Genomic DNA, 21,703 nt, shown 5'->3' with positions numbered 1-21,703 from the left:
TCAGCCCTCCAGCACCGTGCGCAGGTCCCACAGGGTGCGCCAGGTCGCCGACCCCTGCTCGGCCCGGCGCCGGACCGGACCGTCCCAGTACCCGCGCAGCCGGGCCGCGTCCGCCGGGTCGTCCTTGCGCACGACCCCCAGGAGGTGCCCCGGCAGCAGCCCGAGCACATCGCGGTCCCCGGGGAAGTACGCGGCGGCGAGCCCCAGCGCACCGGCCACGGCCACCGCCTCGGCGGTGCTCATCACGGTGGACGGCCGCTCGACCTCCCAGCCCTCCGCCGACCGCCCCTCCCGCAGGTCCCGGAACGCGGTGACCAGGGCCTCCAGCACGGCGTCGTCGACCTGGAAGGGCGCACCCGCCCGTTCCACCGACGCCCGGGCCTGGCCGCGCACCAGCGCGGTCTCCGTGTCGAGGTCCTCGATGGGGCCCACGGTCTCGAAGTTGAAGCGGCGTTTGAGCGCGGCGGACATCTCGGAGACGCCCTTGTCGCGCAGGTTGGCGGTGGCGATCAGATTGAACCCGGGCGCGGCGTGCGCCAGGGCGTCGTCGGTGCCCGCCAGTTCGGGCACCGCGATGCGCCGCTCGGACAGCAGCGACACCAGGGAGTCCTGCACCTCGGGCAGGCAGCGGGTGACCTCCTCGACGCGGGCGATGCCGCCGCGGGCCATCGCGGTCAGCACGGGGGAGGGCACCAGCGCCGCCCGGCTGGGCCCCTGTGCCAGCAACAGGGCGTAGTTCCAGCCGTACTTGAGCTGGTCCTCGGTGGTACCCGCGGTGCCCTGCACCACCAGCCCGCTGGTCCCGCACACGGCGGCCGACAGCAGTTCGGAGAGCATCGACTTGGCGGTGCCGGGCTCGCCGACGAGCAGCAGGCCGCGCTCCCCGGCGAGGGTGACGACGCACCGCTCCACCAGGGCCCGGTCGCCGACGAACTTGCCCTCCACCACCAGCCGGCGCGGCGTCCCGTCCGGCACGTCGGCGTCGTCGGGCAGCCGCAGCGCCCGGCCGTCGCTGCCCATGACGAAGGTGACGACGGCGCGTGGGGTGAGCCGCCACGCGGGCGGTCGCGGCCCGCTGTCGTACGCGGCGAGGAAGGCCAGTTCGGCGGCGTGACGGTCCTCGGGCGGGACGATCTGCCGGGTCGGGTCGGGGGCGAGTGCGGCGGTCATCGGCGGGGTCCTTCGGGGTGGTGCGGACGTCGGTCGTTCTCGGCCCGGGGCACCGGGCGCCGCACGGCGGCGGCGCCCGGTCCCGCGGGGCGTTCGTCGGCGGGGCCGGCCGACGAGGGCGGGGTCATCGGCGGCGCCCCCTGCGGGTGGCCCGCGTGGTGAGTTCTTCGTACGCGGGCGCGTCGCCGGCGCGCACCCGGTGCCAGGCGCGGGCGAACAGTTCGGGCACCGGCAGCAGCGGAACGGCGCGGGTGTGGCCGGGTATCGGGTAGAGCCCTTCCTTCCAGGTCTCCACCGGCAGCGCCGGGGACTTGAGGTCGTGCCAGCCGCAGGGCAGGAACAGGGTGCGCCCGGCGCGCGGCCGCTTGGCCGTCACGACCAGGTCGGTCGCGGCCAGTTCGGCGCGGGCCTTCTTCGTCCGGGCGGGCTTCCAGCCGGTCCAGCGGGCGCAGTTGCGGTCGGTCGGATCGGGCAGGGCCAGCAACTGGAGGTAGAGCGCCGCCGCGTCCTCGCTCAGGCCGTGCGCGGCGGCGACCTCGGCGACCAGCGCGGGCGCGCCCACGGCCGGGTCCTGGGCGTATCCCGCGGGGCCCGTGGTGCCGGCGGTGAGCGCCCGGCCCAGCTCCTCGCCCAGGACGGCCCGCAGCGCCCGCAGTCCGCCGCCGCGGCCTTGGCCCACCAGCCCCGCGACGAGACCGAAGACGGCGTCGTCCGGGCCGGTGAGCCCGGCCGGGCGGACCAGCACGGTCTCGGTGCTCTGGTACCAGGGGCGCAGCACGAGCGCGTCGCCGACCCGGGTGAAGCCCTGCGCGTCGGCGCCTCCCCGTTCGGGAAGGCCGTACGCCTTGCGCAGTTCGGCTGAGGTCGACCCGCCCTTCTCGGTCCACTGCACGTCGAGGTCGAGGAGGAGTTCCGGGTCGGCGACGCGCCGGCGCAGGGCGGCCAGGCCGTCCGGCAGTGCGGCGCGCAACGGATGCCCGTACGGCAGGCCGTAGGCGAGCGCGGCGAGCGCGTCGACGGCCCGGGTGAGGTCGTAGCGGCCGGGGAGGGCCGCGGGGTCGTCCGCGGTCAGGTTGCCGTCCTTGTCGGGCCGCTGAACCGTGGTGCGGCTCAGCCACGGCGTCCGGCCGGGGTTCAGCACGGCCTCGGCGGCGCCGACGGGCACGCCGGGGAGGTCGCCGGCCACCTCCTCGGGCAGGCGGACGAGCGAGCCGAAACGCTCGGCCCACACCCGGGCCGCGGCCTGTGTGTCGGGTCCGACCGTCCACAGGTCGGCGGGGTCCGCGGGCAGCAGGGCCCCGACCAGCGCCGCCGCCTCCGGCAACCCGAGGGCACCCAGCATGCCGTCGGCCAGGTCCTTCTGCCGCGGCTTGAGCCCGAGGGCGGCCAGCGCCTCGGCGCCGGGCCGCTGCGGCCGGCCTGCGAGCAGCACGGCGGCCTGGAGCGGGCCAAGACCCTCGCGCGTCGCGGCGGCGAGCGCGGTCGGCGCGTCCGGCCGCCACGGTGCGGCGCCCTTGTCCCGGATCAGGGCGGTGACGGCGGTGAGCCGTTCGGCGGGGAGATCCGAGGCGTGCCGGGTCTCCTTGTCCAGCAGGAAGTGGGCGACCGCGCCGAACCCGCCGGACGGGTCGTGGTCCAGGGCCAGCCAGTTGACGCGATCGTGCTGGGAGTCGACGCTCTGGCAGCCCAGCACCACCACGGTGCGGGCGCCGCGGCGCAGCACCTGGCCGGCGCGCTGCTGCTTGTCGTGCGGCTCGCTCAGCACGACCTCGCGAAGCGCACCGGCAGGATCCGCGAGCGGTCCTTCGGCGATCGCCTCCAGGAGCAGGAGCAGCGCCTCCCGTTCCGCGTCCGGCAGGGCGGTCGAGGCGGCACGGTAGGCGAGCGGGCGCAGCGCGGTCAGCACGGACGGCCACACCATGCCGATGCCGGGCACGGTGTACGCCTCGCTGTGCCAGCCGTCGGTCAGGGCGGCGAGCCGTTCCCGGTCGGGCAGCGGCCTGCCGTCGGCGGGCCGCCCGGACAGCACGTGGTTCACCGCCCGGATCTGGCGCAGCACGCTCCACTGCGCCCGGCCCCACCAGCCGTTCAGCGGCGCGAGCCCGTCGGTGGCCTCGTGCAGCGTGCGGTCCTCGCCGTGCCGGGGGCAGTAGTCGGCGAACATGCCCTCGGTCCGGTTGCGGGGCTCCCGCGGCCGTTCCTGCGGGGGCGTCGCGAAGACGGCGGCGGACTCGGTGAGGCGCAGCGCCGTGCGGACCAGGGTGGCCACGCCGGTCAGCAGCCGCGGGTCGGTGAGCTGCGGCAGGGCCGGAGCCACGGCACCGAGGACGACCTCGTCCGCGGCCGGCACGGCGGCCCTGGCAGCCCGGTCCCCGGCACGGTCCAGCGCTTCCTGCCGCCCGGCCAGCGCGGTCGCCGCGCGGTCGAGCAGATCGGCCGCCAGGCCGTCGGTCAGGACGCGCAGCACCGCCGAGCCCCGCTCGTCGCGGGGACGCAGCGCGTGCCAGAAGGCGACGGGCGGGACGAACGGGGTGCCGGCGGCGAACTCGCCGCCCTGTTCGTGCTGGGTGACCCGGCCGAGTTCGCCGCCCGGGGAGGTGTCGTCGGCCGCGAACAGAGCGATCTTGAGGTGCGACTGCACGGCGACCGGCTCGGCCCCGCCGGGCAGCCGCAGCGCGCCCAGCGGGATGCCCGCGGTGCGGCCGTCGCGGTCCGCTCGCAGGGCGACCGTCCGCCCGTCCGGTGTCCCGGCGGTCGTCCGGGCCTCGGCGCCCTGTCCCTCGGTACGGACCCAGCGGCCGAGCACCGTGCCGTCCGTGCCGAACGGGCTGTGTTCCAGGCCGGGTTGCAGCGGCAGCACCTCGCAGGAGGCGGGCCGCAGGGCCGCCTCCTCGCGGATGCCCGAGCGCAGCAGGGCGGGCAGGGACGACCGCCCGTGGGTGCCCGTGGCCGGGTCGTATTCGAGCCAGACGGTCTGCCGCCCCTGCCGGCCCTGCCGCCAGTAGGAGGTGCCGTCCCCGAGGACGGGGCGGCCGGGCGGCAGGACGGTGTCCCCGGCGTGCAGGGTGCGCCCGCCGGTGGCGCGCCCGCCTCCGGGTAGCGGGAGCGAGGGGCTGCCGATGTCGTGGCCGGACCACCAGGTGGGGATCTGTTCACCGCCGAGGGTGAACACCTCGGCGGGGCGGCTGGACCAGTAGCCGGACTGCTTGCTGCCCTTGCGCCACATCACGAGCAACTCGCCGTCCACGTACCGGAACCGGGGGCGCTGCCAGCGGTCCAGCTCCGTGGGCAGCCGCAGGTCGTGCTCCAGCAGGATCTCCTCGGGACCGACCACGACCGCCTTGTGCCGGCGGGCCAGGATCAGCGCCGGCCAGGCCTCGTGCACGGTCAGCGTGTTGTCCTCGCCCTTCCTGGTCTCGGTGTCCAGCAGCCGCAGCGCGTCCTCCAGGGCGGGCCAGCCCAGTTCGTCCAGGATGCCGGCGCGCAGCGTCCTGCCGAGCAGGGGCGCGACCTCGTGCCCGGCGACCCGCGCGACGGCGGCGGAGCCCACCTCGGCGGCCACCGTGCGGAAGGGGCGCATCCGGTCGAGTTCGGCGCGGGCAGCGGGCAGGCCCACCGCGCGCGTGTACCGCTCGGCGGCCTTCTCCAGCCACTCGTGCAGCACCTCGCCCAGCACCGGGTGGGCGGCGGCGCCGCGCAGCACCTCGTCCGCCGTCCGGCCGTTGCCCAGGGCGCCGACGGCCTGGTGCAGCAGGCGGCGCAGCCGCGGATCCGCGGCGACGGCCACCAGGTCGCGCCGGCCCGGCGCATCGTCGGAGAACCAGCGGTCCAGCGCCAGGTGCACGGTCACCTCGGGGCCGGGCAGAGTCAGCGGGACGCCCTCGGCCACGCACAGGTCCAGCAGGTCGAGGTCGGCGCCGGCGTGCCAGCGGCCGGTGAACAGATCGACCGGACGGCCGGCCGCGCGCAGCCGCGGCGCCATCCGCCGCACGAGCGCGAGCGTGGCGGGGGAGCGGCGGGAGATGCTGCCACTGTGCTTGCGGAAGGCCGCCCAACGGCTCAGCCAGTCCGCCGCGTCGACCCCGTCGGCCGTGTCTGCGGCGGCGGTGTCTGCGGTGTCGCCGGTGTCGGCTGTGCCCGCTGTGTCGGCTGTGTCGGCCGTGGCGTCCTCACCGGTCAGGAGCCGGTCCGCGCCGCTCTCGGTGAGCAGGGAGAGCCAGAACTCGTCGTCCTCGACGGAGCGGCCAAGACCCGACGGCATGATCTCCAGCAGCCGGGCCCGGACGGCCGGCCGCTGTGCGGCGAGGACCGCGAGCGTGGCGCGACAGGCGGTCCAGAAGGACGCCGGGGCCCGGACGGCGGCGGGGGAGGCGATCAGGTCGGCGACCAGGGCGCACTCCTCGGTGACCCGGGGCAGTCCGGCCGCCGCGATGAGTCCGCGGGCGTCCTGCGGCAGCGAGGCGTACGGCGGCATGCCGGCCGCGCACCGCTCCACCGTCAGCTGCCGGAACTGCGCCCACGCCGTGGCGGGTTCGAGCCGGCGGGCGAGGTCCTTCACATGCTCCTTGAGGGCCTTGACGGTGAGCGCGCCGGCGAACGCGAACTCCAGGAACACGGCGCGCTGCCGCTCCTCGTCCACGGCGAGCGCGTGCACCCGCTCGGCCTCGCGGGCCTTGCCGAAGAACGCCGCGGCGTACGTCGTGTTCTCGTGCTCCAGGAAGACCCGGGCCGCCTGCTCGTGGAAGGTGGGCAGGAAGTGCGGCACGGTCCGGCCGAGCCGGTCGGCGAGCGCCTCGAAGCCCTCCTTGGCGGCGCCCGGCCGGGACTTGGCCTGGCGGGCGAGCCGCTCCACGTCCTTGACCAGGGCGAGCGCGTGGTGTCCGTTGGCCGGGTCGTTGACCAGCGCCCAGGCGGGGAAGCCGAGCGTCTCCCGGCGCACCTGCCCGACCTCGGGCGTCTCGGGTTCGCGGACCAGGCCTAGGAACTCCAGCGCGAGGTCCTCGGCCTCGCCGAGGGTGCCCGGCACCAGCCGGACGACGCGCCGCTCGCCCAGGGCCGGGTGGCCGTAGGCGCGCACGGTGAGGACGTCGGCGTCCTCGCGCTCGGTGCTGCCCGGCGGCAGGACGGCGCCCGCCTCCAGCAGCGCGGCCGTGGTGGTGTCGTTGCACGTCGTGGCCGTCATGCCGCCCGCTCCTCGTCCTCGATGTCCCGCCCGGCGTACAGCGCGGCCGCCATCCGCATGCCCTCCGACCAGGCGACCGGACCCACCTGACGGAGCTTCAGCACCCGCCCCGCCGGGTCGGCCCACTGGAGCGGACCGGTCTCCGTCTCCTCGTAGCCGTCGTAGTCGCCGACCCAAACCCGGGCCTCGGTGCCGCGGCCCTCCTCCAGCAGGGAGCAGACCGCGTGTCCCGCGCGCACCCGGTAGCCGAGCTGGGTGGCCCGGCCATGCAGGAAGCGCAGCTCCTTGTAAGCGCCGCCCGCGTAGTCCGCGACCTCCGTGCCCTCGGCGTCGAGGGCCACCGGGCGGTGCCACACCTCGCGGAAGAGCTGCTGGACGCGCTGCTCGACGCCGAGTTCGACGGCGAACTCCCGCAGCTCCTCCAGATCGGCGAGGAGCACGGGGTGCGGGATGCGGACGAGTTCGGGCGCGGTGCGCACGGTGTCGCCGTCGAGGTCGACGAGACCGAGCCCGCGCTCGGGGCCGGCGTCCCGCAGGAAGCCGGCCACCTGCCCGTCGGCTCCCGTGACGACGACGTCGCGCAGCGCGGACTGCCAGGCCGGATCGGGCCACACCCGGCCGAGGACGGCGAGCGGCACCGGCAGCGAGCGCACCATCCACCGCTCCACGTCGGCCAGGCACCGCTGTTCGTGCCGCTCCAGCCATTCGGCGAGCTGCCGCAGTCCCACGACCGCGGGATCGTCCGCGAGCTTGGCCGGGACCGACTTCAACTGCCGTCCGGCCGCGTTGCGGCATACCACCTTCCCGCCGTCGAGGGCGACCTCGTAGTCGCCCGCCGTCACCCACCCCATGTGTGCCTCCCCGCACCGCAGTGATCAAGTGATGGGAACTGTAGGACGAGCCACTGACAACGCCCCCCACGCCTGTGGGATGCGCCGTCTTCGACCGCTGGCCGCAGCACCGGACCACCCCCGCGGCCCGCCTCGCCGCCCGACAACGAGGCCGGCACCGACGGCAACCGGCACTTCCACGGCTTCGAGTGCGTCGATCTCGCCGACGGCAGGGGCCCGTGGCCGGAGGCGCAGAAGGACGCCATCGCGTGGGTCGCCGCCGCCATCTGCCGGCACTACGGCTGGAGCGAGCGCTCGGTGATCGGCCACAAGGAGTGGCAGCCGGGCAAGCAGGACCCGCGCGGCTTCACCATGGACGGGATGCGCGGGCACATCGCCGCCCGGTCGGCCGGAAAGGGCGGCGGAGGCGGGGGGATGGGCTCCGGGGAGCCGCACAGCCCGAGCCGGCGCCCAAACCGTCGTACGCACCCTTCCCGGGCGGCGGCTTCTTCCCCATCGGGCCGAAGGCGGCGGTGATCACCGCCGTGGGCCGCCGGCTCGTCGCCGAGGGGTGCGGCCACTGCGAGCGGGGGCCGGGCCCGGAGCGGACCGCACGTCCTTCGCGGCCTGGCAGCGCAAGCCGGGCTTCAAGGGCAAGGACGCGGACGGCATCCCCGGCAAGGTCGGCTGGGACAAGCTGAAGGTGCCGTCGGACGGCTGAACGCGCGCCGGGCGGGGCGGTCAGCCCCGCCCGGCCTGCTCCTTGCGCTGTTCCTTCAGGCGTGCCGCCTCCTTGCGGACCCCGGCCTGGGTGGCGCGTTCCCGCTCCAGCCACTCGGGCCGCTCCCGCTTCAGCGACTCGATCTGCTCGGTGGTGAGCGCCTCGGTCACCCCGCCGCGGGCGAGGCCCGCGATGGACACGCCCAGCTTCGCCGCGACCACCGGACGCGGGTGCGGGCCGTCGCGTCGCAGCTCGCGCAGCCACTCGGGCGGTTCGGCCTGGAGCCGGTCGAGCTCGGCGCGCGTGACGACACCCTCCTGGAACGGTGCGGGGGTGGCGGGGAGGTACACACCCAGCTTCTTCGCCGCGGTCGCGGGCTTCATCGTCTGGGGGTTCTGCTGCGACTTCATGAGGCCCAGGGTATCGGCCGGGTACGGGGGCGTCGCCCGCGGCCGGTAGGCTTGGCCCGGTGACAGGCCCCGAGGAGACACCGTCGTTCCGGCTCGCGTATGTCCCCGGAGCGACGCCCGCCAAGTGGGCGCGGATCTGGCACGAGCGCCTGCCGGGCATCCCGCTCACCCTCGTCCAGGTACCGGCCGGCGAGGCGGCCGACGTGCTGCGGGCCGGCGCGGCCGACGCGGGGCTCGTCCGGCTACCGGTCGACCGGACGTTCTTCAGCGCGATCCCGCTGTACACCGAGACGACGGTCGTGGTGGTCCCCAAGGACCACCTGATCACGGCCGCGGACGAGGTGACCCTCGCGGACCTCGCCGACGAGGTCGTCTGCCATCCCCTCGACGACGTCCTCGGCTGGGACGCCCCACCCGGCGAGCCGGCCTTCGAACGGCCCGCCGGCACCGCCGCCGCCGTCGAACTCGTCGCGGCCGGCGTGGGCCTGCTGGTCGTCCCCCAGTCACTGGCCCGCCTGCACCACCGCAGGGACCTGACCTATCGCACGGTCGTCGACGCCCCGCAGTCGGCCGTCGCCCTGTGCTGGCCCGAGGACGCCACCACCGACCTGGTCGAGGACCTCATCGGGATCGTGCGCGGACGCACCGTCAACAGCACCCGCGGCCGGGGCACCGTCCAGCCCGGACAGCCCCTGCCGAAGGGGAAGCGCCCCGAGGCCGCCGGCCGGCAGCAGCCCACGGCGGGCGGCTCCACCGGCCGCACCCGCCAGGGCCGTACCGCCGCGCCCAAGGGAACCAGGCGGGGCCGGCCCCGACGCCGTTCGTAGCGACCCGAGCGGGCGGGCACCGGCGGGCGGGGCCGGTCCGTCGACGGGTGCTGTCGGGTGGCGGCCGGTCCGTCGTCGGGTGCTGTGGGGCGACGGCCGGTTCGCCGGGCGGGTGGCGGTTGGTCCGTCGTCGGGTGGCGGGGTGGCGGTCGGTCCGTCGACGGATGCTGTCGGGTGGCGGTCGGTCCGTCGACGGGTGGCGGCGGGTGGTGGCCGGTCCCTCGTCGGGGATCGGGCATCCCCCGCCGGTCGGTCAGCCGTCCGGTCCGACGTCAGGTGGCTGTCGGTCAGCCGTCCGGTCCGAGTTCCCGCAGGTCCGCGACGGCCAGCACCAGCGCCGCCAGCACGAACAGCAGCGAGGCCGCGAAGCCCAGCCGGAGCGCGTCCACGGCGCGCCCGTGGTTGGCGAGGTGCGCGAAGTACACCGCACCCACGGCGGCGATCCCGGCCGCCGCCCCGATCCGCTGCCCGGTCTGCAGCACCCCGCCGGCCGCCCCGGCCCGCCGCACCGGCACCTGGGCGAGCGTCAGGGTGGTGTTGGGGGAGACGGTCAGACCGGAGCCGACCCCGGCGACGAGCAGCGGCAGCGCCGCCGCCCACCCGATGCCCGGGCCCGGCACCCGCTGCACGGCCGCGATGGCGCCCACCAGCCCCACCGCCACCCCGGCCAGCCCGAACACCACCAGCCTGCGGTCATGGCGGACCACCAGTCGGCCGCCGATCAGCGCCGCCACCGCGGAGCCGACCGCGAACGGCATCGCGGCCATCCCGGCGGCCAGCGCGCTGTAGCCCAGGCTGTTCTGCAGGAACAGGTTGTAGACGAAGAACACCGAGGTGAATCCGGCGAAGTAGACGAGGCTCAGCAGCGCGCCCAGCGAGAACGACCGCAGCGTGAACAACCGCAGGTCCACGAGCGGGCCCCGGCCGAGCCCGCCCTGCCGCCGCTCCCACGCCCAGAACGCCATGAGCAGCAGCGCCGCCACGGGTACCAGGGCCCACTTGCCCCGGCCGGGCCACGCCTGTTCCTGCACCAGCGGCAGCATCAGCGCGAGCGCGCCGGTACCGAGCAGCAGCACGCCCGCTACGTCGAAACCCTCACCGGCGTTGCCGCGCGGCACGGTCCTCGGCAGCAGCCGCAGCGCCGCCGCGAACACCGCGAGACCGATCGGCAGGTTGACGTAGAACACCCAGCGCCAGCTGCCGGACACCTCGATCAGCAGGCCGCCCGCGAGCGGTCCGACCGCCGTCGAGATGGCGACGACACTGCCGAACGCGGCGAAGGCGCGGGCCCGTTCGGTGCCCTGGAACATCTGCTGGATCAGCCCCGTCGCCTGCGGTGCGATCAGACCGCCCGCCACACCCTGCAGCAACCGGAACACCACCAGCCAGGTGCCCGTCGGGGCCAGCCCGCAGGCCGCCGAGGCCAGCGTGAACAAGCCGACGCCGATGAGGAAGGTCTGCCGGCGGCCCCGCAGATCACCGAGCCGTCCGGCGGGCACGAGGAACAAGCCGTACGTGAGGGCGTAGCCGGAGACCACCAAGGACAGGTCGGCCTGGGCGGCACGCAGCCCGCGTTCCATCGAGGGCAGGGCGACGTTCACGATCGATGTGTCGAGCAGGGTCATGAAGCCCGCCGTCAGACACACCGCGAGCGCCTTCCAGCGCCGCTCGTCCGCGACGGGCTCGGTCTCCCGTGCCTGGACGGTGGTCATGGGGAGCCACAGGCGCCGGCGCGCCGGACGGGGTGGGACAGCCCGGGCTGCCGGTGCGGGTGGATCGGGTGGGTGGGCATAGGGGCGCCTTCCTGTGCTGTGCTGCGACCACGGTAGGAACGGACGCGATACGGCGCCCGCCGAACCGACGCCGCAACGGGCCGCCGCCGGCCCCCGCACGACCGGGAACTGGGCCCCGCACCCCCTCCCGCACCCGAACACCCGAACTGCGCCGTCCGAGTGCCGCCCCGCCCGCCCAGCCCACGCCCCCCACCGTCCCCGGGGACTTCTGCGGTCGCGCGCGTGGTGCAGCCCACCTGGGGGCGCGGGGAACGGCGCGCCCAGCCACGCACCCGCACGGCCCCACATCCCGCACCCCAACGGCGCACGCCCCCCACCGTCCCCGGGGACTTCTGCGGTCGCGCGTGAGGTGCAGCCCACCCAGGGGGCGCGGGGAACGGCGCGCTCAGCCCCAACGCACCCGCACGGCCCCCCACTCCGCACCCCAACGGCGCACGCCCCCCACCGCGCACTTGGTCTAGACCGCAAAGATCGACTGCTACCGTCAGCCGCGGACGCGACACGTACGAGAGGGGACAGCGGTGGCAGACGGCTACAGGCGGCACAGGGCCTTCATCGGGTCGTTCACGGCGGCGGGCGGACCCGGGCTGGTGACGGCCGCCGTCCACCCGGACAGCGGCGCACTCGCCGTGCTCGGCAGCGTCGACGGCGTCCCCGACCCCTCGTACCTGACCCTGTCGCCCGACGGGGAGACGCTGTACGCCGTCAGCGAGACGGCCGACGGCGCGGTGGCCGCGTACCGGGTCAAGGACGACAAACCGGTCCTGGCCGGACCGCCGGTGCCGATCGACGGCAGCGGGCCCACCCATCTGAGCCTGCACGCCGGCCACGTGCTCACCGCCAACTACGGTTCAGGGAGCGTCACCGCCGTGCCCGTGCGCCCAGACGGCGCACTGGCCGGCGCCCGCTCCGGCGTGCTCCAGCACATCGGCGCGGGCCCGCACGAGCGGCGCCAGCGCGGCCCGCACGCCCATCAGGTGCAGCCGGACCCCAGCGGCCGCTGGGCCGTCAGCGTCGACCTCGGCACGGACTCGGTGCGGGTGTGCACCCTGGACGGCGGGATGCCCGTACTGCACCGTGAGATCGCCCTCCGTCCCGGCTGCGGCCCCCGCCATCTCGCCTTCCACCCGGACGGCGCGTTCGCCTACGTCGTCAACGAGCTGACCCCGACCGTCACCGTGTGCCGCTGGGACGCCGAGGCGGGCTCCCTGCGGCCGCTGACCGAGACGCCGGTCCTGCCGGGCGCGCCGGCCGGTGACGCCTATCCGTCGGGCATCGTCGCCTCGCCCGACGGCCGGTTCGTATGGACCGCGACCCGCGGCGAGGACGTCCTGTCCGTGTTCGCCGTCGAGGGCGCGGCGCTGCGGCTGACCGGCACGGTGCCCTGCGGCGGCCACTGGCCGCGCGCGCTGGCCGAGAACGCGGGCTTCCTGTACGCCGCCAACGAGCGCTCCGGCAACATCACCTGGTTCGCGGTCGACCCGGACACCGGACTGCCCCGCTACGACGGCTCGGTGGACGTGCCCGCCGCCTCCTGCGTGGTCTTCGGCTGACACACGCCGCGTCCTGCCCGCACTGCGCGGGCTCGATGCGTGCCTGCCTTCAGGTATGGCGCGGGGCCCGCTTCCGTTGCGGAGCGGGCCCCGAAGCGTACGGCCGCCGTGCCGGTCCGGCTCAGCGGGCCGGGGTGCTCTGCGGCTGCTGCGGAGTGATGCCGAGCGCCGTCGTGTACCGGGCCAGGGCGAGCTTGCCGATCGTCGGGTACGCGCCCAGCGCCTCCGCGGCCGGGCAGTCCGCCTCGGTGGCGGCCGCCGCCAGCAGGCCCGGGTCGATCTCGGGGCCGATCAGGTACGGAGCCAGCGCCAGCTGCTGCGAACCGGAGGTACGCAACTGCTCGGCGACGGACGCGATCGAGCCGTCCTGGTCCAGGGCCGCCGCCATCACCGGCACGGCCAGCCGCGCGGCGAGCAGCATGCCGGTGATGCCGGCCGCCTGCACGGCCTCGTCACCGCCCACGGAGGCCAGGATGATGCCGTCCGCGGCGGTCGCCACGGTGAACAGGCGCGCGCGGTCGGCGCGGGCCAGACCCGCCTCGGACAGACGCACGTGCAGCGCCTCGGCGAGCAGCGGGTGCGGGCCGAGCACATCCGTCAGTTCGGCGGCGACCTTGCTCTCCATCACGGCCTGGCGGACCTGGCGCAGCAACGCGCTGTCCGGGCCGGCCAGCAGCGGCACGACGACGGCCACCGGGCCGTCGGGCTCCCTGACCTCGGCACCGGCGGCGACGGCCTGCTCGTAGCGGGCGGTGCGCTCCTCGGCGGCCTGCGTCAGCACGGACTGCAGCGTCAGAAACTCCGCGTCGTCCCCGTCCACGTACCCGATCCGGGCGTCCAGGCCGGGCAGCTCGGAGCGGGCGATGCTCACGACGTCCTCGGCGAGGCTGCGCGTGACGGCGCTGGGCGTGCCCGGCACCGCGAGGACGAGCGCGGGCGCGCCCTCGGGAGCCACCAGCGGTTCGGGGCGGCGGTGCCGTCCGGGCTGGCGGGGTCGCGGCATTCGTACTGGCAGGCCGGACGCGGGCCCAGTGGGGGAGCTCATGGCGCCGCATGTTACTGGCTTCCTGGGCTCCCCTGTTCGGGGAGGGTGCAGGTGAGCGGTATCCGTCCGGTTTTGTCTGATGAGTCGCGTACGGACCAGAAGGAGCCTCTGCGTGCTTCCGTGAGCGTCAGAGAGTCACCAAGTACACCATCTTTTCATCGCTCGGCAGGGTGAGCCGCCCGGTCGCGAGGTCCGTGGCGATCCGCACCGCACCGTGCAGCGGATCGCCCTGGGCGGGGACGCGCGGCGCGTGCGGCAGCCGCTTCGCCAACTCCTGTCCGAGGGGGCGAAGGAGCGGGTCGCCCATCCGGAACAGGCCGCCGGTGAGGGCGACTCGGGGCGAGCCGGACGCCGGGCAGACCGCGGCGGCGGAGTCGGCGATGTCCCGGGCCGCCACGCGCAGGATGCCCGCCGCGACGGTGTCCCGCTCAGCGCAGGCGGCCACGTGGGGCGCGAAGGAAGCGAGGACCGCGGGCCGGTCGGAGCGCGGATACAGCAGTGCGGGGAGTCCGGGGAGCGGGCCGAACTGCTCCTCGGCGCAGGCCCGCAGCGCGGCCGAGCCGCCGTCGCGTCCGTCGTGGGCGCGCAGCGCCGCCTCAAGACCGGCCCGGCCGATCCAGGCACCGCTGCCGCAGTCGCCGAGCAGATGACCCCAGCCGTCCGCCCGCCGCCAGCCCGTCAGGTCGGTGCCGACGGCGATCAGCCCCGTACCCCCCGCCACCACGGCACCGGGGTGCGGCCCGAGGGCGCCCACATAGGCGGTCACCGCGTCGGCGGCGAGCACGACGGACCGTACGCCCAGCTCCCGCGCGAGGGCGCCCGGCAGTTCGGCGCGCAGCGCGTCGCCCAGGGTGGCGAACCCGGCGGCGCCGACGGCCGCAGCGGCCGGTTCGGTCACCCCGGTCTCCGCGCTCAACGCGCGGACCATGGGCAGGAGTTGTTCCAGCAGATGCCCGGGATCGATGCCCCGCGCCCCGGTCCTGACCGGTTCCCGCGACTCCCGTTGGGCCGTCGGCCCCCGCCCGGCCACCCCGACCGTGACCCGAAGCCCCGACGCCCCCGAGTCGACGGCGAGGAATCCGGCCCCGGCCGCGGTACGGCTCACGGCAGGCGCCGGTCCACCGGCTGTCCCCCCTGCTGGATCAGCAGGTCATCGGCCCGGCTGAACGGACGGGAGCCGAAGAATCCACGGTCGGCCGGCACGGGCGACGCAGGGGCGGACTCGCGATGTGCGCCCGGGGTGTGCGGGGCCGTGGTGAGTGGCCTCACCTCGGAGGCGACGCAGAAGGGCAGACCGACCGCGTGTGCGGGAGTTCCGGGATCAAGGTGCCGGGGACGAAGGGCGGACCGAGGACGATGACCATGGCGGAGTGGCTTGGGCACTGGGCGGAACAAGCTCCCCTCCTTCCAGGTGACCGGCTGCGTGATCTGCTCGACCGGCACGGAGACCTCGACGAGGAGGAAGAGTAGCGCCTGCGGGACGGCCCGTGTGCGGAGGCCTCCCTGCATATGCTCGGCCCCGGTGCGGGCGAGTAGAGTGACGCGCCGTGGCAGCACGACCTTTGCATGAACTTGTGGAAGCAGGCTGGGCGAAGGCTCTTGAGCCGGTGGCCGAACGGATCGCCGCGATGGGGGACTTCCTGCGGGCCGAGATAGCGGCGGGCCGGACGTATCTTCCGTCCGGGGCGAATGTCCTGCGGGCTTTCCAGCAGCCCTTCGACGACGTCCGCGTCCTGATCGTGGGTCAGGATCCTTATCCCACGCCCGGTATGGCGATCGGGTTGAGTTTCGCGGTGGCGCCGGAGGTGCGTTCGCTGCCGGGCAGTCTGGAGAACATCTTCCGGGAGATGCACTCCGACCTCGGGCTGGCCAGGCCGTCCAACGGCGACCTGACGCCGTGGACGCGGCAGGGCGTGCTGCTGCTCAACAGGGCGCTCACGACGGCCCCGCGCAGTCCGGGTGCGCACCGGGGCAAGGGCTGGGAGGAGGTCACCGAGCAGGCCATCCGCGCGCTGGCCGGGCGCGGCAAGCCGCTGGTGTCGATCCTGTGGGGCCGTGACGCGCGTAATCTGCGGCCGCTGCTCGGGGACTTGCCGGCGATCGAGTCCGCGCACCCGTCTCCGATGTCGGCGGACCGCGGCTTCTTCGGCTCCCGCCCGTTCAGCCGGGCCAACGACCTGCTGACCGGCCAGGGCGCCCAGCCGGTGAACTGGCAACTGCCTTAAGCCACGGCCCCGTTGGGTCCAGGTCTCCTTGGCCAAGTACCACCGGCTTCCTGGTCTGCTGGTGGTACATGGACCCTCGACGTCGTCCGGCTCCTCAAACGGTCAGATCTGGGTCTCGCCGCCGTCGACGTACAGGTTGGCTCCGAGGATGAAGCTGCTCTGCTCCGAGGCGAGGAAAGCCACGACGCTGGCGACCTCGTCGGGGTGCCCGATCCGGCCGAGTGGGGTGCCTGCGGCGAATTGTGACTTGGTGACGGGCGCGTCCGCCGTGCTGACGACAGCGTCGAGCCCGGGAGTGTCAATGGTGCCCGGGGAGATGGCGTTGACCCGGATGTTCCGGTCCTTCAGCTCGTTGGCCCAGGTCCGGGCGAAGGACCGGATCGCCGCCTTGGAGGCCGCATACATGCCGAACGCCGCGACACCGTCATCGGCGCGGACCGAGGAGTTCAGGATCACCGATGCGCCGTCGTTGAGCAGAGGCAGCGCCTTCTGCACGGTGAACAGCGTGCCGCGCACGTTGACATCGAAGGTCTGGTCGTAGTGCTGCTCGGTGATCTGCTCCAGTGTCGCGAACGAGGCGCTCGCCGCGTTCGCGAAGAGCACGTCCAGGCCCCGGCCCCGGGCGCGGACCGCGTCGTACAGGCGATCCAGGTCGGTCGGGTTGGAGATGTCACCCACCACCGCGGTGGCCCCCGCCGGGCCGATGATCTCCACGGCCGCGTCCAGCGCGGTCTTGCGCCGGCCGGTGATGAACACGTGCGCGCCCTCGGCTGCCAGCCGGACGGCGGTTGCCAGGCCGATCCCGGTGCTGCCACCGGTGATGACGGCGGTCTTGCCTTCGAGCTGCCCCATGTGCATGGCCTCCTCAGATTTCGGTATCGATCGGTACTGAAAGAGACCGTAGCACATCTGCACCGGCCGGTACGGAAGAGGTATGATCGATGGCATGGAGACGCGACAGAAGGCGCCGATCGGCCGACCGAGAGGTTTCGACGCCGACGAGGCCCTCGAACGCGCCATGCGAGTCTTCTGGGAACAGGGCTACGAAGGCGCCAGCCTCACCGACTTGACCAAGGCCATGGGCATCACCCGCACCAGCATGTACGCGGCCTTCGGCAACAAAGAGGACCTGTTCCGCAAGGCCCTGGAGCGTTACACGGAAGGCCCCGCCTCGTACGGAGCCCGGGCCCTGCGGGAGCCGACGGCCCGGCAGGTGGCCACCGCGTTTCTGGACGGCTCCGTTCGGGCCACCACGCGCCCCGGCTGCCCGACCGGGTGCCTGGGCGTCCAGGGCTCCCTCGCCGCCGGCGACCCGGGACGCAGCGCCCGCGACGCCCTCATCGCCTGGCGCAACGAGGCCACTTCCCTTCTCCGTGACCGGTTCCAGCAAGCCGTCGACGAAGGAGACCTGCCGCCCGGTACCGATCCCGGGCTGCTCGCCCGCTACGTCATGGCCGTGGCAAACGGCATCGCCGTCCAAGCCGCCAGCGGCGCTACGCGTGACGACTTGCAGCAGGTGGCCGACATGGCCCTGCAGGGCTGGCCGCCTTCCTGACGGCCCTGCCGGCCGCGGACGCCTGCCCGCCCGCGATGCCCGGACGGCGCCGCTGCGAGGACATCGGCTCCGCCTGCTCGGATCCGGAGCCGCAGCAGTTCACCGCGCCGGCCGATGTGCGGGGCGGATGCGCGATCCCCGCCGGATCGCCGCGAAGCCCCCTGCCCCTGGGAGGCGGTGAAGCTACGATCCAGGAATGTTCTGGTTGAAGATGCGGCGACCGTGCGAAGTCTGCAGGGCGCTGACCAATTCCGCAGCCGCAAGGGCAAGTGGAGAATTGCGGCCGGGAAAGAAACATGTGCACGTGCGGCGGAACGTGGTCAGCACCGTCCTTTTCGCCGGGAGCGTATGCGACAGGTGCTGGGAAAGGCATCTTGAACTGGGGAACCTCAGTGATGATGAAGTACTTCAACGAACCCTGGTCATGGCCGGGGACTGGCTGGAACGGTCCCCTGATCTACGAGGTGATGTCACACGGAGATGTCAGGAACTGTCGATCACTGAGGCGGCAAGGCAATGCGCCACAGCGGCGAGTTATTCACTGGCGGACGGCCACGGGATTCTCCGTTGGGCGCCGGGCGAGCGCCGTTTCAGATTTAGCCTCAGTAACGGCGCAGAACCGTTTACACCTGCGCGGTACGATGACGTCCTCATACGGCACGACCCTGCGGTCCGGGTATATGAAGACGATCCTGACATTCTGTACTCGGGGAGTGTGCGGCAGGCGGGGGGAAACATCCTCTTGCTGTGGCGTCTGATGGATGATTTCGCCGACCATTCAGGGTGAACTCACGCTGGACCGACCTGCTCGCCGGGCGCCTGGCCGCCCGCGGCGGACAGATGCGCTGCGTGGTCAACCAGGGCATCGGCGGAAACCGCATGCTCGCCGACGGCATCGGCGCCGCCGCCCTCGCCCGCTTCGACCGCGACATCCTCGCCGTGCCGGGCCCGGGTCACGTGGTGATCGCCGTGGGCAACGACCTCGTGTTCTCCTTCCGTGCGCGACTGCCTGCGACCGAGTCCCGAAGGCGTCCAACCGGGCTGGGGCGGCCGGACTTTGAACTCACTGATGACAAAGTATGGACGTACTCGGCAGAAGTCCCCTAGCGTGACGGCGCAACCGTAGGCGTACCGACTCTTCGGCATCAGCACCCGCGTTTCCGTATAGCTCGACCGGAGTGCGATCCGGCGGCCTCCGGTCCCGTCCTGGAGGACCGATGCATCCACATCCGTTCCGCCGCGCCCGAAGACAGCTCACCGCTCTGCTCGTCGGCGGCTTCCTCGCGAGCGGGATAGCGGCCGCGTCCCCGTCCGCCGCCGCTCCCGCCGACATCCCGCCCCAGGAACCCGGTGTCACCCTGCGTGTCTTCGACACCCAGGTCCCGCTCACCAAGCTGTGCACGCTCAAGCCGGGCCAGACGCCCAACCACGACAAGCTGATGCCGACCGTGGACTGGTCCTCGACCGACGACTTCGGCGGATTCGCCGACAACTTCTCGGCGCAGGCCTCCGGTTACCTCGTCATCCCCGCGGGCGGGACGTACACCTTCCGTCTCACCAGCGACGACGGGTCACGGCTCACCATCGACGACCGTGCGGTCATCGACCACGACGGGCTGCACGCCGCCGAGCCCAAGGACGGTGCCGTCGAACTCACCGCAGGCTCCCACCCGTTCCGCATCGACTACTTCGAGCGCACCGGCGGGCAGCAGCTCACGCTCGCCTGGATGCCGCCGGGCGCCACCGGCTTCACCGTCGTGCCGCGCGAGTCGCTGACCACCGACGCCGGGGTCGTTCGGGTCACATCGCCGGGCCGCAAGGAGTGCGAGGCCGGCGCGGACAGCCCCGGTGACGGACTGCCGCTCACCGACGTGCGCCCCGACCTCAACCTCACCGATCTACGCCCGGACGGGTTCGAGCCGCAGGTCACCGGTATGGACTGGCTGCCCGACGGCCGGCTCGCCCTCAGCACGTGGGGCGGGTCCCAGAACAAGGCGGGCGAGGTGTACCTCCTCGACCATGTCACCGGGAACACCAGCCGCGACAAGGTGACCGTCAAGAAGGTCGCGAGCGGGCTGCGCGAGCCGATGGGCATCAAGTACGTCGGCGGCTCCCTCTACGTGTCGCAGAAGCACGAGCTGACCCAACTCGTCGACACCGACCACGACTCCGTCACCGACGAATACCGCACCGTGGCCACCTGGCCCTACGGCGGGAACTTCCACGAGTTCGCCTTCGGGCTGCTCTACCGCGACGGCTACTTCTACGTGAACCTGTCCGTCGCCATCAACTACGGCGGGGCGACCACCACCCCGCAGCCGGCCCCGGGCCGCGGCACCACGTACCGGGTCAGCAAGAAGACGGGGAAGATCCATCCGATCGCGGGCGGTCTGCGCACGCCCAACGGGATCGGCTGGGGTCCGGGCGGCGGCATCTTCACCACCGACAACCAGGGGGGCTGGCTGCCGGCCAACAAGCTCGTCCAGATCAAGCAGGACCGCTTCTTCAACCACTACACCGAGCCGTCAGGCCCGTTCGACGACCGTCCCGTCACCCAGCCGGTGCTGTGGCTGCCGCACAACGAGATCGCCAACTCCCCGAGCACTCCTCTGTACTTGACCAAGGGCCGGTTCGCCGGGCAGATGCTCTTCGGTGACGTCACCTACGGCGGGCTCCAGCGCGGCTATCTGGAGAAGGTGAAGGGCCAGTACCAGGGAGCCGTGTTCCGCTACACGCAGGGGCTCGAAGCCGGCGTCAACCGGATCAGCCTGGGCCCCGACGGCGCGATCTACGCGGGCGGCCTGGGCGCCGACGGCAACTGGGGTCAGGAAGGCAAGCTGAGGTTCGGCCTGCAGAAACTGACGCCGAACGGCGGCAACACCTTCGACATCAAGGAGATGCGCGCCGTGCCCGGCGGCTTCGACCTGGAGTACACCCAGCCGGTGTCCGAGGCCACCGCCGAGAAGCTGGCCTCCCGCTATCAGGCCGAGCAGTGGCGCTACACCCCGACATCGGACTACGGCGGGCCGAAGATCGCCGAGGAGCGGCTCACCGTCCGCTCGGCGACGCTGGCCGACGACGGCCGCACGGTCCGGCTGCGTCTCGACGGGCTCAAGCCCGGCCGCGTCGTACATGTGCGCTCGCCGCGCCCCTTCGCTTCCGCGTCCGGCGAGACGCTATGGAGCACGGAGGCCTGGTACACGCTCAACGCGCTGCCGGGAAAGCAGCCGCCGCCCGCCACGCTGTACGAGGCCGAGGAGGCGCGCCTCACCGGCAAGGCCGGCATCAACACCGACCACACCGGGTACTCGGGCAGCGGCTTCGTCGACCGCTACGCCACCGAGGGCAAGGTGGCCACGACGTTCGACGTGACGGTCCCCAAGGCCGGCGAGTACGACGTGAACCTGCGCTACTCGAACGGCCCCAACCCCTTCCAGGGCACCAAGTCCCTCTCCCTGTACGCCAATGGGGAGAAGCTACGCCAGACAAAACTCCCCTCCACGGGCACATGGGACACCTGGTCGACCCGGACCGAACGCGTCAGCCTGCGCGCGGGCCACAACACCCTCGCGTACCGCTTCGACGCCGGAGACACAGGTCATGTCAACCTCGACCTGATCACCGTGCGTCCGCACGGCGCCACGGTCACCCTCTTCGACGGCACCACCGCCTCCCAGGCGCAGTGGCAGCACACGGACGGGCGGTCCGTGGCGTGGCCGCTCGCCGCCGAGCAGTCGATGGAGGTGTGCTGCGGCGACATCCGCACCAAGGAGGCCTACCAGGACTTCGAACTGCACGTGGAGTTCCGGGTTCCACTGCTACCGGACGACGTCACCGGCCAGAACCGCGGCAACAGCGGCGTCTACCTTCAGGACCGCTACGAGTTGCAGATCCTCGACTCGTACGGTGACACCACGCTCGACACCAACGAAGCCGGGGCGATCTACCTGAAGAAGGCCCCCGACGTGAACGCGGCGACGGCGCCGGAGACCTGGCAGACATACGACATCACGTTCCGCGCGGCGCGGTTCGACGACAGCGGCCGTAAGACCGCCGACGCGCGGGTGACGGTCGTGTGGAACGGCAAGAAGGTCCACGACGACGTCGCGATCGACGGGCCGACCGGCGCCGGTGCGCCGGAGGGGCCGTCGGCCGGGGCGATCCGTCTGCAGGACCACGGGAACAAGGTGCGGTTCCGCAACCTCCGGGTGGAACCGTTGAGCTGACGCACCGCACCGCGGTCGCGCAGCGGCGGGGCGTGCCCACGAGGTCGTGGGCGCGCCCTTTCCCGTTCTGCGCGGTCGGGCGGCGCGATGTCACGCAAGGGCCGTGGTGCCGCGGGCATCACCCCGCTGCCGCTCGCCGGTCGGTGTTCAAGCGGAGGCCCGAGGA

The 21,703-nt window shown here is 73.5% G+C and carries 14 protein-coding genes and 2 pseudogenes; 7 read left to right on the top strand and 9 right to left on the bottom strand.

Features of this window, described 5'->3' with window-relative positions; translation table 11 throughout:
* From ACFYTE_RS13645 to ACFYTE_RS13635, 3 genes are all read right to left on the bottom strand, one after another.
* Positions 1-1,170 carry an AAA family ATPase gene (locus ACFYTE_RS13645; protein ID WP_388709080.1) on the bottom strand — a complete coding sequence of 390 codons (1,170 nt, stop codon included), beginning with the start codon at positions 1,168-1,170 and terminating at the stop codon, positions 1-3.
* Between the two features lie 124 nt (positions 1,171-1,294).
* On the bottom strand, positions 1,295-6,352 hold the full coding sequence (locus tag ACFYTE_RS13640; RefSeq protein WP_388709078.1) for a hypothetical protein: 5,058 nt from the start codon (positions 6,350-6,352) through the stop codon (positions 1,295-1,297).
* A complete protein-coding gene (locus tag ACFYTE_RS13635) occupies positions 6,349-7,203 on the bottom strand; it encodes a DUF4132 domain-containing protein (protein WP_388709076.1) in 855 nt (284 codons plus the stop codon). The genes ACFYTE_RS13640 and ACFYTE_RS13635 overlap by 4 nt, the downstream gene beginning before the upstream one ends.
* A 129-nt stretch (positions 7,204-7,332) precedes the next feature.
* Here ACFYTE_RS13635 and ACFYTE_RS13630 point away from each other — a divergent pair.
* A pseudogene (locus ACFYTE_RS13630) lies at positions 7,333-7,903 on the top strand (peptidoglycan-binding protein); the annotation flags it as partial.
* 20 nt (positions 7,904-7,923) lie between these two features.
* Here ACFYTE_RS13630 and ACFYTE_RS13625 read toward each other — a convergent pair.
* Positions 7,924-8,313, bottom strand: a complete 390-nt coding sequence (locus ACFYTE_RS13625; RefSeq protein ID WP_388709074.1) for a DUF5997 family protein — start codon at positions 8,311-8,313, stop codon at positions 7,924-7,926.
* Positions 8,314-8,372: 59 nt separating this feature from the next.
* Between ACFYTE_RS13625 and ACFYTE_RS13620 the strand changes: the two genes are divergently transcribed.
* A complete protein-coding gene (locus ACFYTE_RS13620; protein WP_388709073.1) occupies positions 8,373-9,140 on the top strand; it encodes a LysR family substrate-binding domain-containing protein in 768 nt (255 codons plus the stop codon).
* Positions 9,141-9,427: 287 nt separating this feature from the next.
* Here the strand turns inward: ACFYTE_RS13620 and ACFYTE_RS13615 are convergent, their stop codons facing one another.
* The gene (locus ACFYTE_RS13615) at positions 9,428-10,852 is read right to left on the bottom strand and encodes an MFS transporter (RefSeq protein WP_388709072.1); all 1,425 of its coding nucleotides are present in this window, start codon (positions 10,850-10,852) and stop codon (positions 9,428-9,430) included.
* A 602-nt stretch (positions 10,853-11,454) separates the two neighbouring features.
* On the opposite strand from ACFYTE_RS13615, the gene ACFYTE_RS13610 reads away from it, so the two are divergent.
* Positions 11,455-12,486: a lactonase family protein gene (locus ACFYTE_RS13610; RefSeq protein ID WP_388709070.1), complete on the top strand. Its 1,032-nt coding sequence runs from the start codon at positions 11,455-11,457 to the stop codon at positions 12,484-12,486.
* 121 nt (positions 12,487-12,607) lie between these two features.
* Here the strand turns inward: ACFYTE_RS13610 and ACFYTE_RS13605 are convergent, their stop codons facing one another.
* From ACFYTE_RS13605 to ACFYTE_RS13595, 3 genes and pseudogenes are all read right to left on the bottom strand, one after another.
* Positions 12,608-13,531 carry a sirohydrochlorin chelatase gene (locus tag ACFYTE_RS13605; RefSeq protein WP_388709068.1) on the bottom strand — a complete coding sequence of 308 codons (924 nt, stop codon included), beginning with the start codon at positions 13,529-13,531 and terminating at the stop codon, positions 12,608-12,610.
* Positions 13,532-13,658: 127 nt separating this feature from the next.
* Positions 13,659-14,636: an N-acetylglucosamine kinase gene (locus ACFYTE_RS13600; RefSeq protein ID WP_388709066.1), complete on the bottom strand. Its 978-nt coding sequence runs from the start codon at positions 14,634-14,636 to the stop codon at positions 13,659-13,661.
* A pseudogene (locus tag ACFYTE_RS13595) lies at positions 14,633-14,845 on the bottom strand (hypothetical protein); the annotation flags it as partial. The pseudogene ACFYTE_RS13595 and the gene ACFYTE_RS13600, both read right to left, overlap by 4 nt.
* A 233-nt stretch (positions 14,846-15,078) precedes the next feature.
* Here ACFYTE_RS13595 and ACFYTE_RS13590 point away from each other — a divergent pair.
* Positions 15,079-15,756, top strand: a complete 678-nt coding sequence (locus tag ACFYTE_RS13590) for a uracil-DNA glycosylase (protein WP_388709064.1) — start codon at positions 15,079-15,081, stop codon at positions 15,754-15,756.
* A 102-nt stretch (positions 15,757-15,858) separates the two neighbouring features.
* On the opposite strand, the gene ACFYTE_RS13585 is transcribed toward ACFYTE_RS13590, so the two are convergent.
* Complete coding sequence (locus ACFYTE_RS13585) at positions 15,859-16,608, bottom strand: SDR family NAD(P)-dependent oxidoreductase (protein WP_388709062.1); 750 nt, start codon at positions 16,606-16,608, stop codon at positions 15,859-15,861.
* 94 nt (positions 16,609-16,702) lie between these two features.
* Between ACFYTE_RS13585 and ACFYTE_RS13580 the strand changes: the two genes are divergently transcribed.
* From ACFYTE_RS13580 to ACFYTE_RS13570, 3 genes are all read left to right on the top strand, one after another.
* A complete protein-coding gene (locus tag ACFYTE_RS13580; protein ID WP_388709060.1) occupies positions 16,703-17,311 on the top strand; it encodes a TetR/AcrR family transcriptional regulator in 609 nt (202 codons plus the stop codon).
* Between the two features lie 783 nt (positions 17,312-18,094).
* Positions 18,095-18,418 (top strand): hypothetical protein, encoded by a 324-nt coding sequence (locus ACFYTE_RS13575; RefSeq protein ID WP_388709058.1) that lies wholly within the window; start codon positions 18,095-18,097, stop codon positions 18,416-18,418.
* Positions 18,419-18,528: 110 nt separating this feature from the next.
* On the top strand, positions 18,529-21,537 hold the full coding sequence (locus ACFYTE_RS13570) for a family 16 glycoside hydrolase (protein WP_388709056.1): 3,009 nt from the start codon (positions 18,529-18,531) through the stop codon (positions 21,535-21,537).
* The last annotated feature ends 166 nt before the right edge of the window (positions 21,538-21,703 follow it).

Source organism: Streptomyces sp. NPDC004629 (genome assembly GCF_042873595.1).
Lineage (GTDB): Bacteria > Actinomycetota > Actinomycetes > Streptomycetales > Streptomycetaceae > Streptomyces.
The sequence above is the reverse complement of the archived record's forward strand: the minus strand, read 5'-3'. Positions and strand labels throughout refer to the sequence as shown.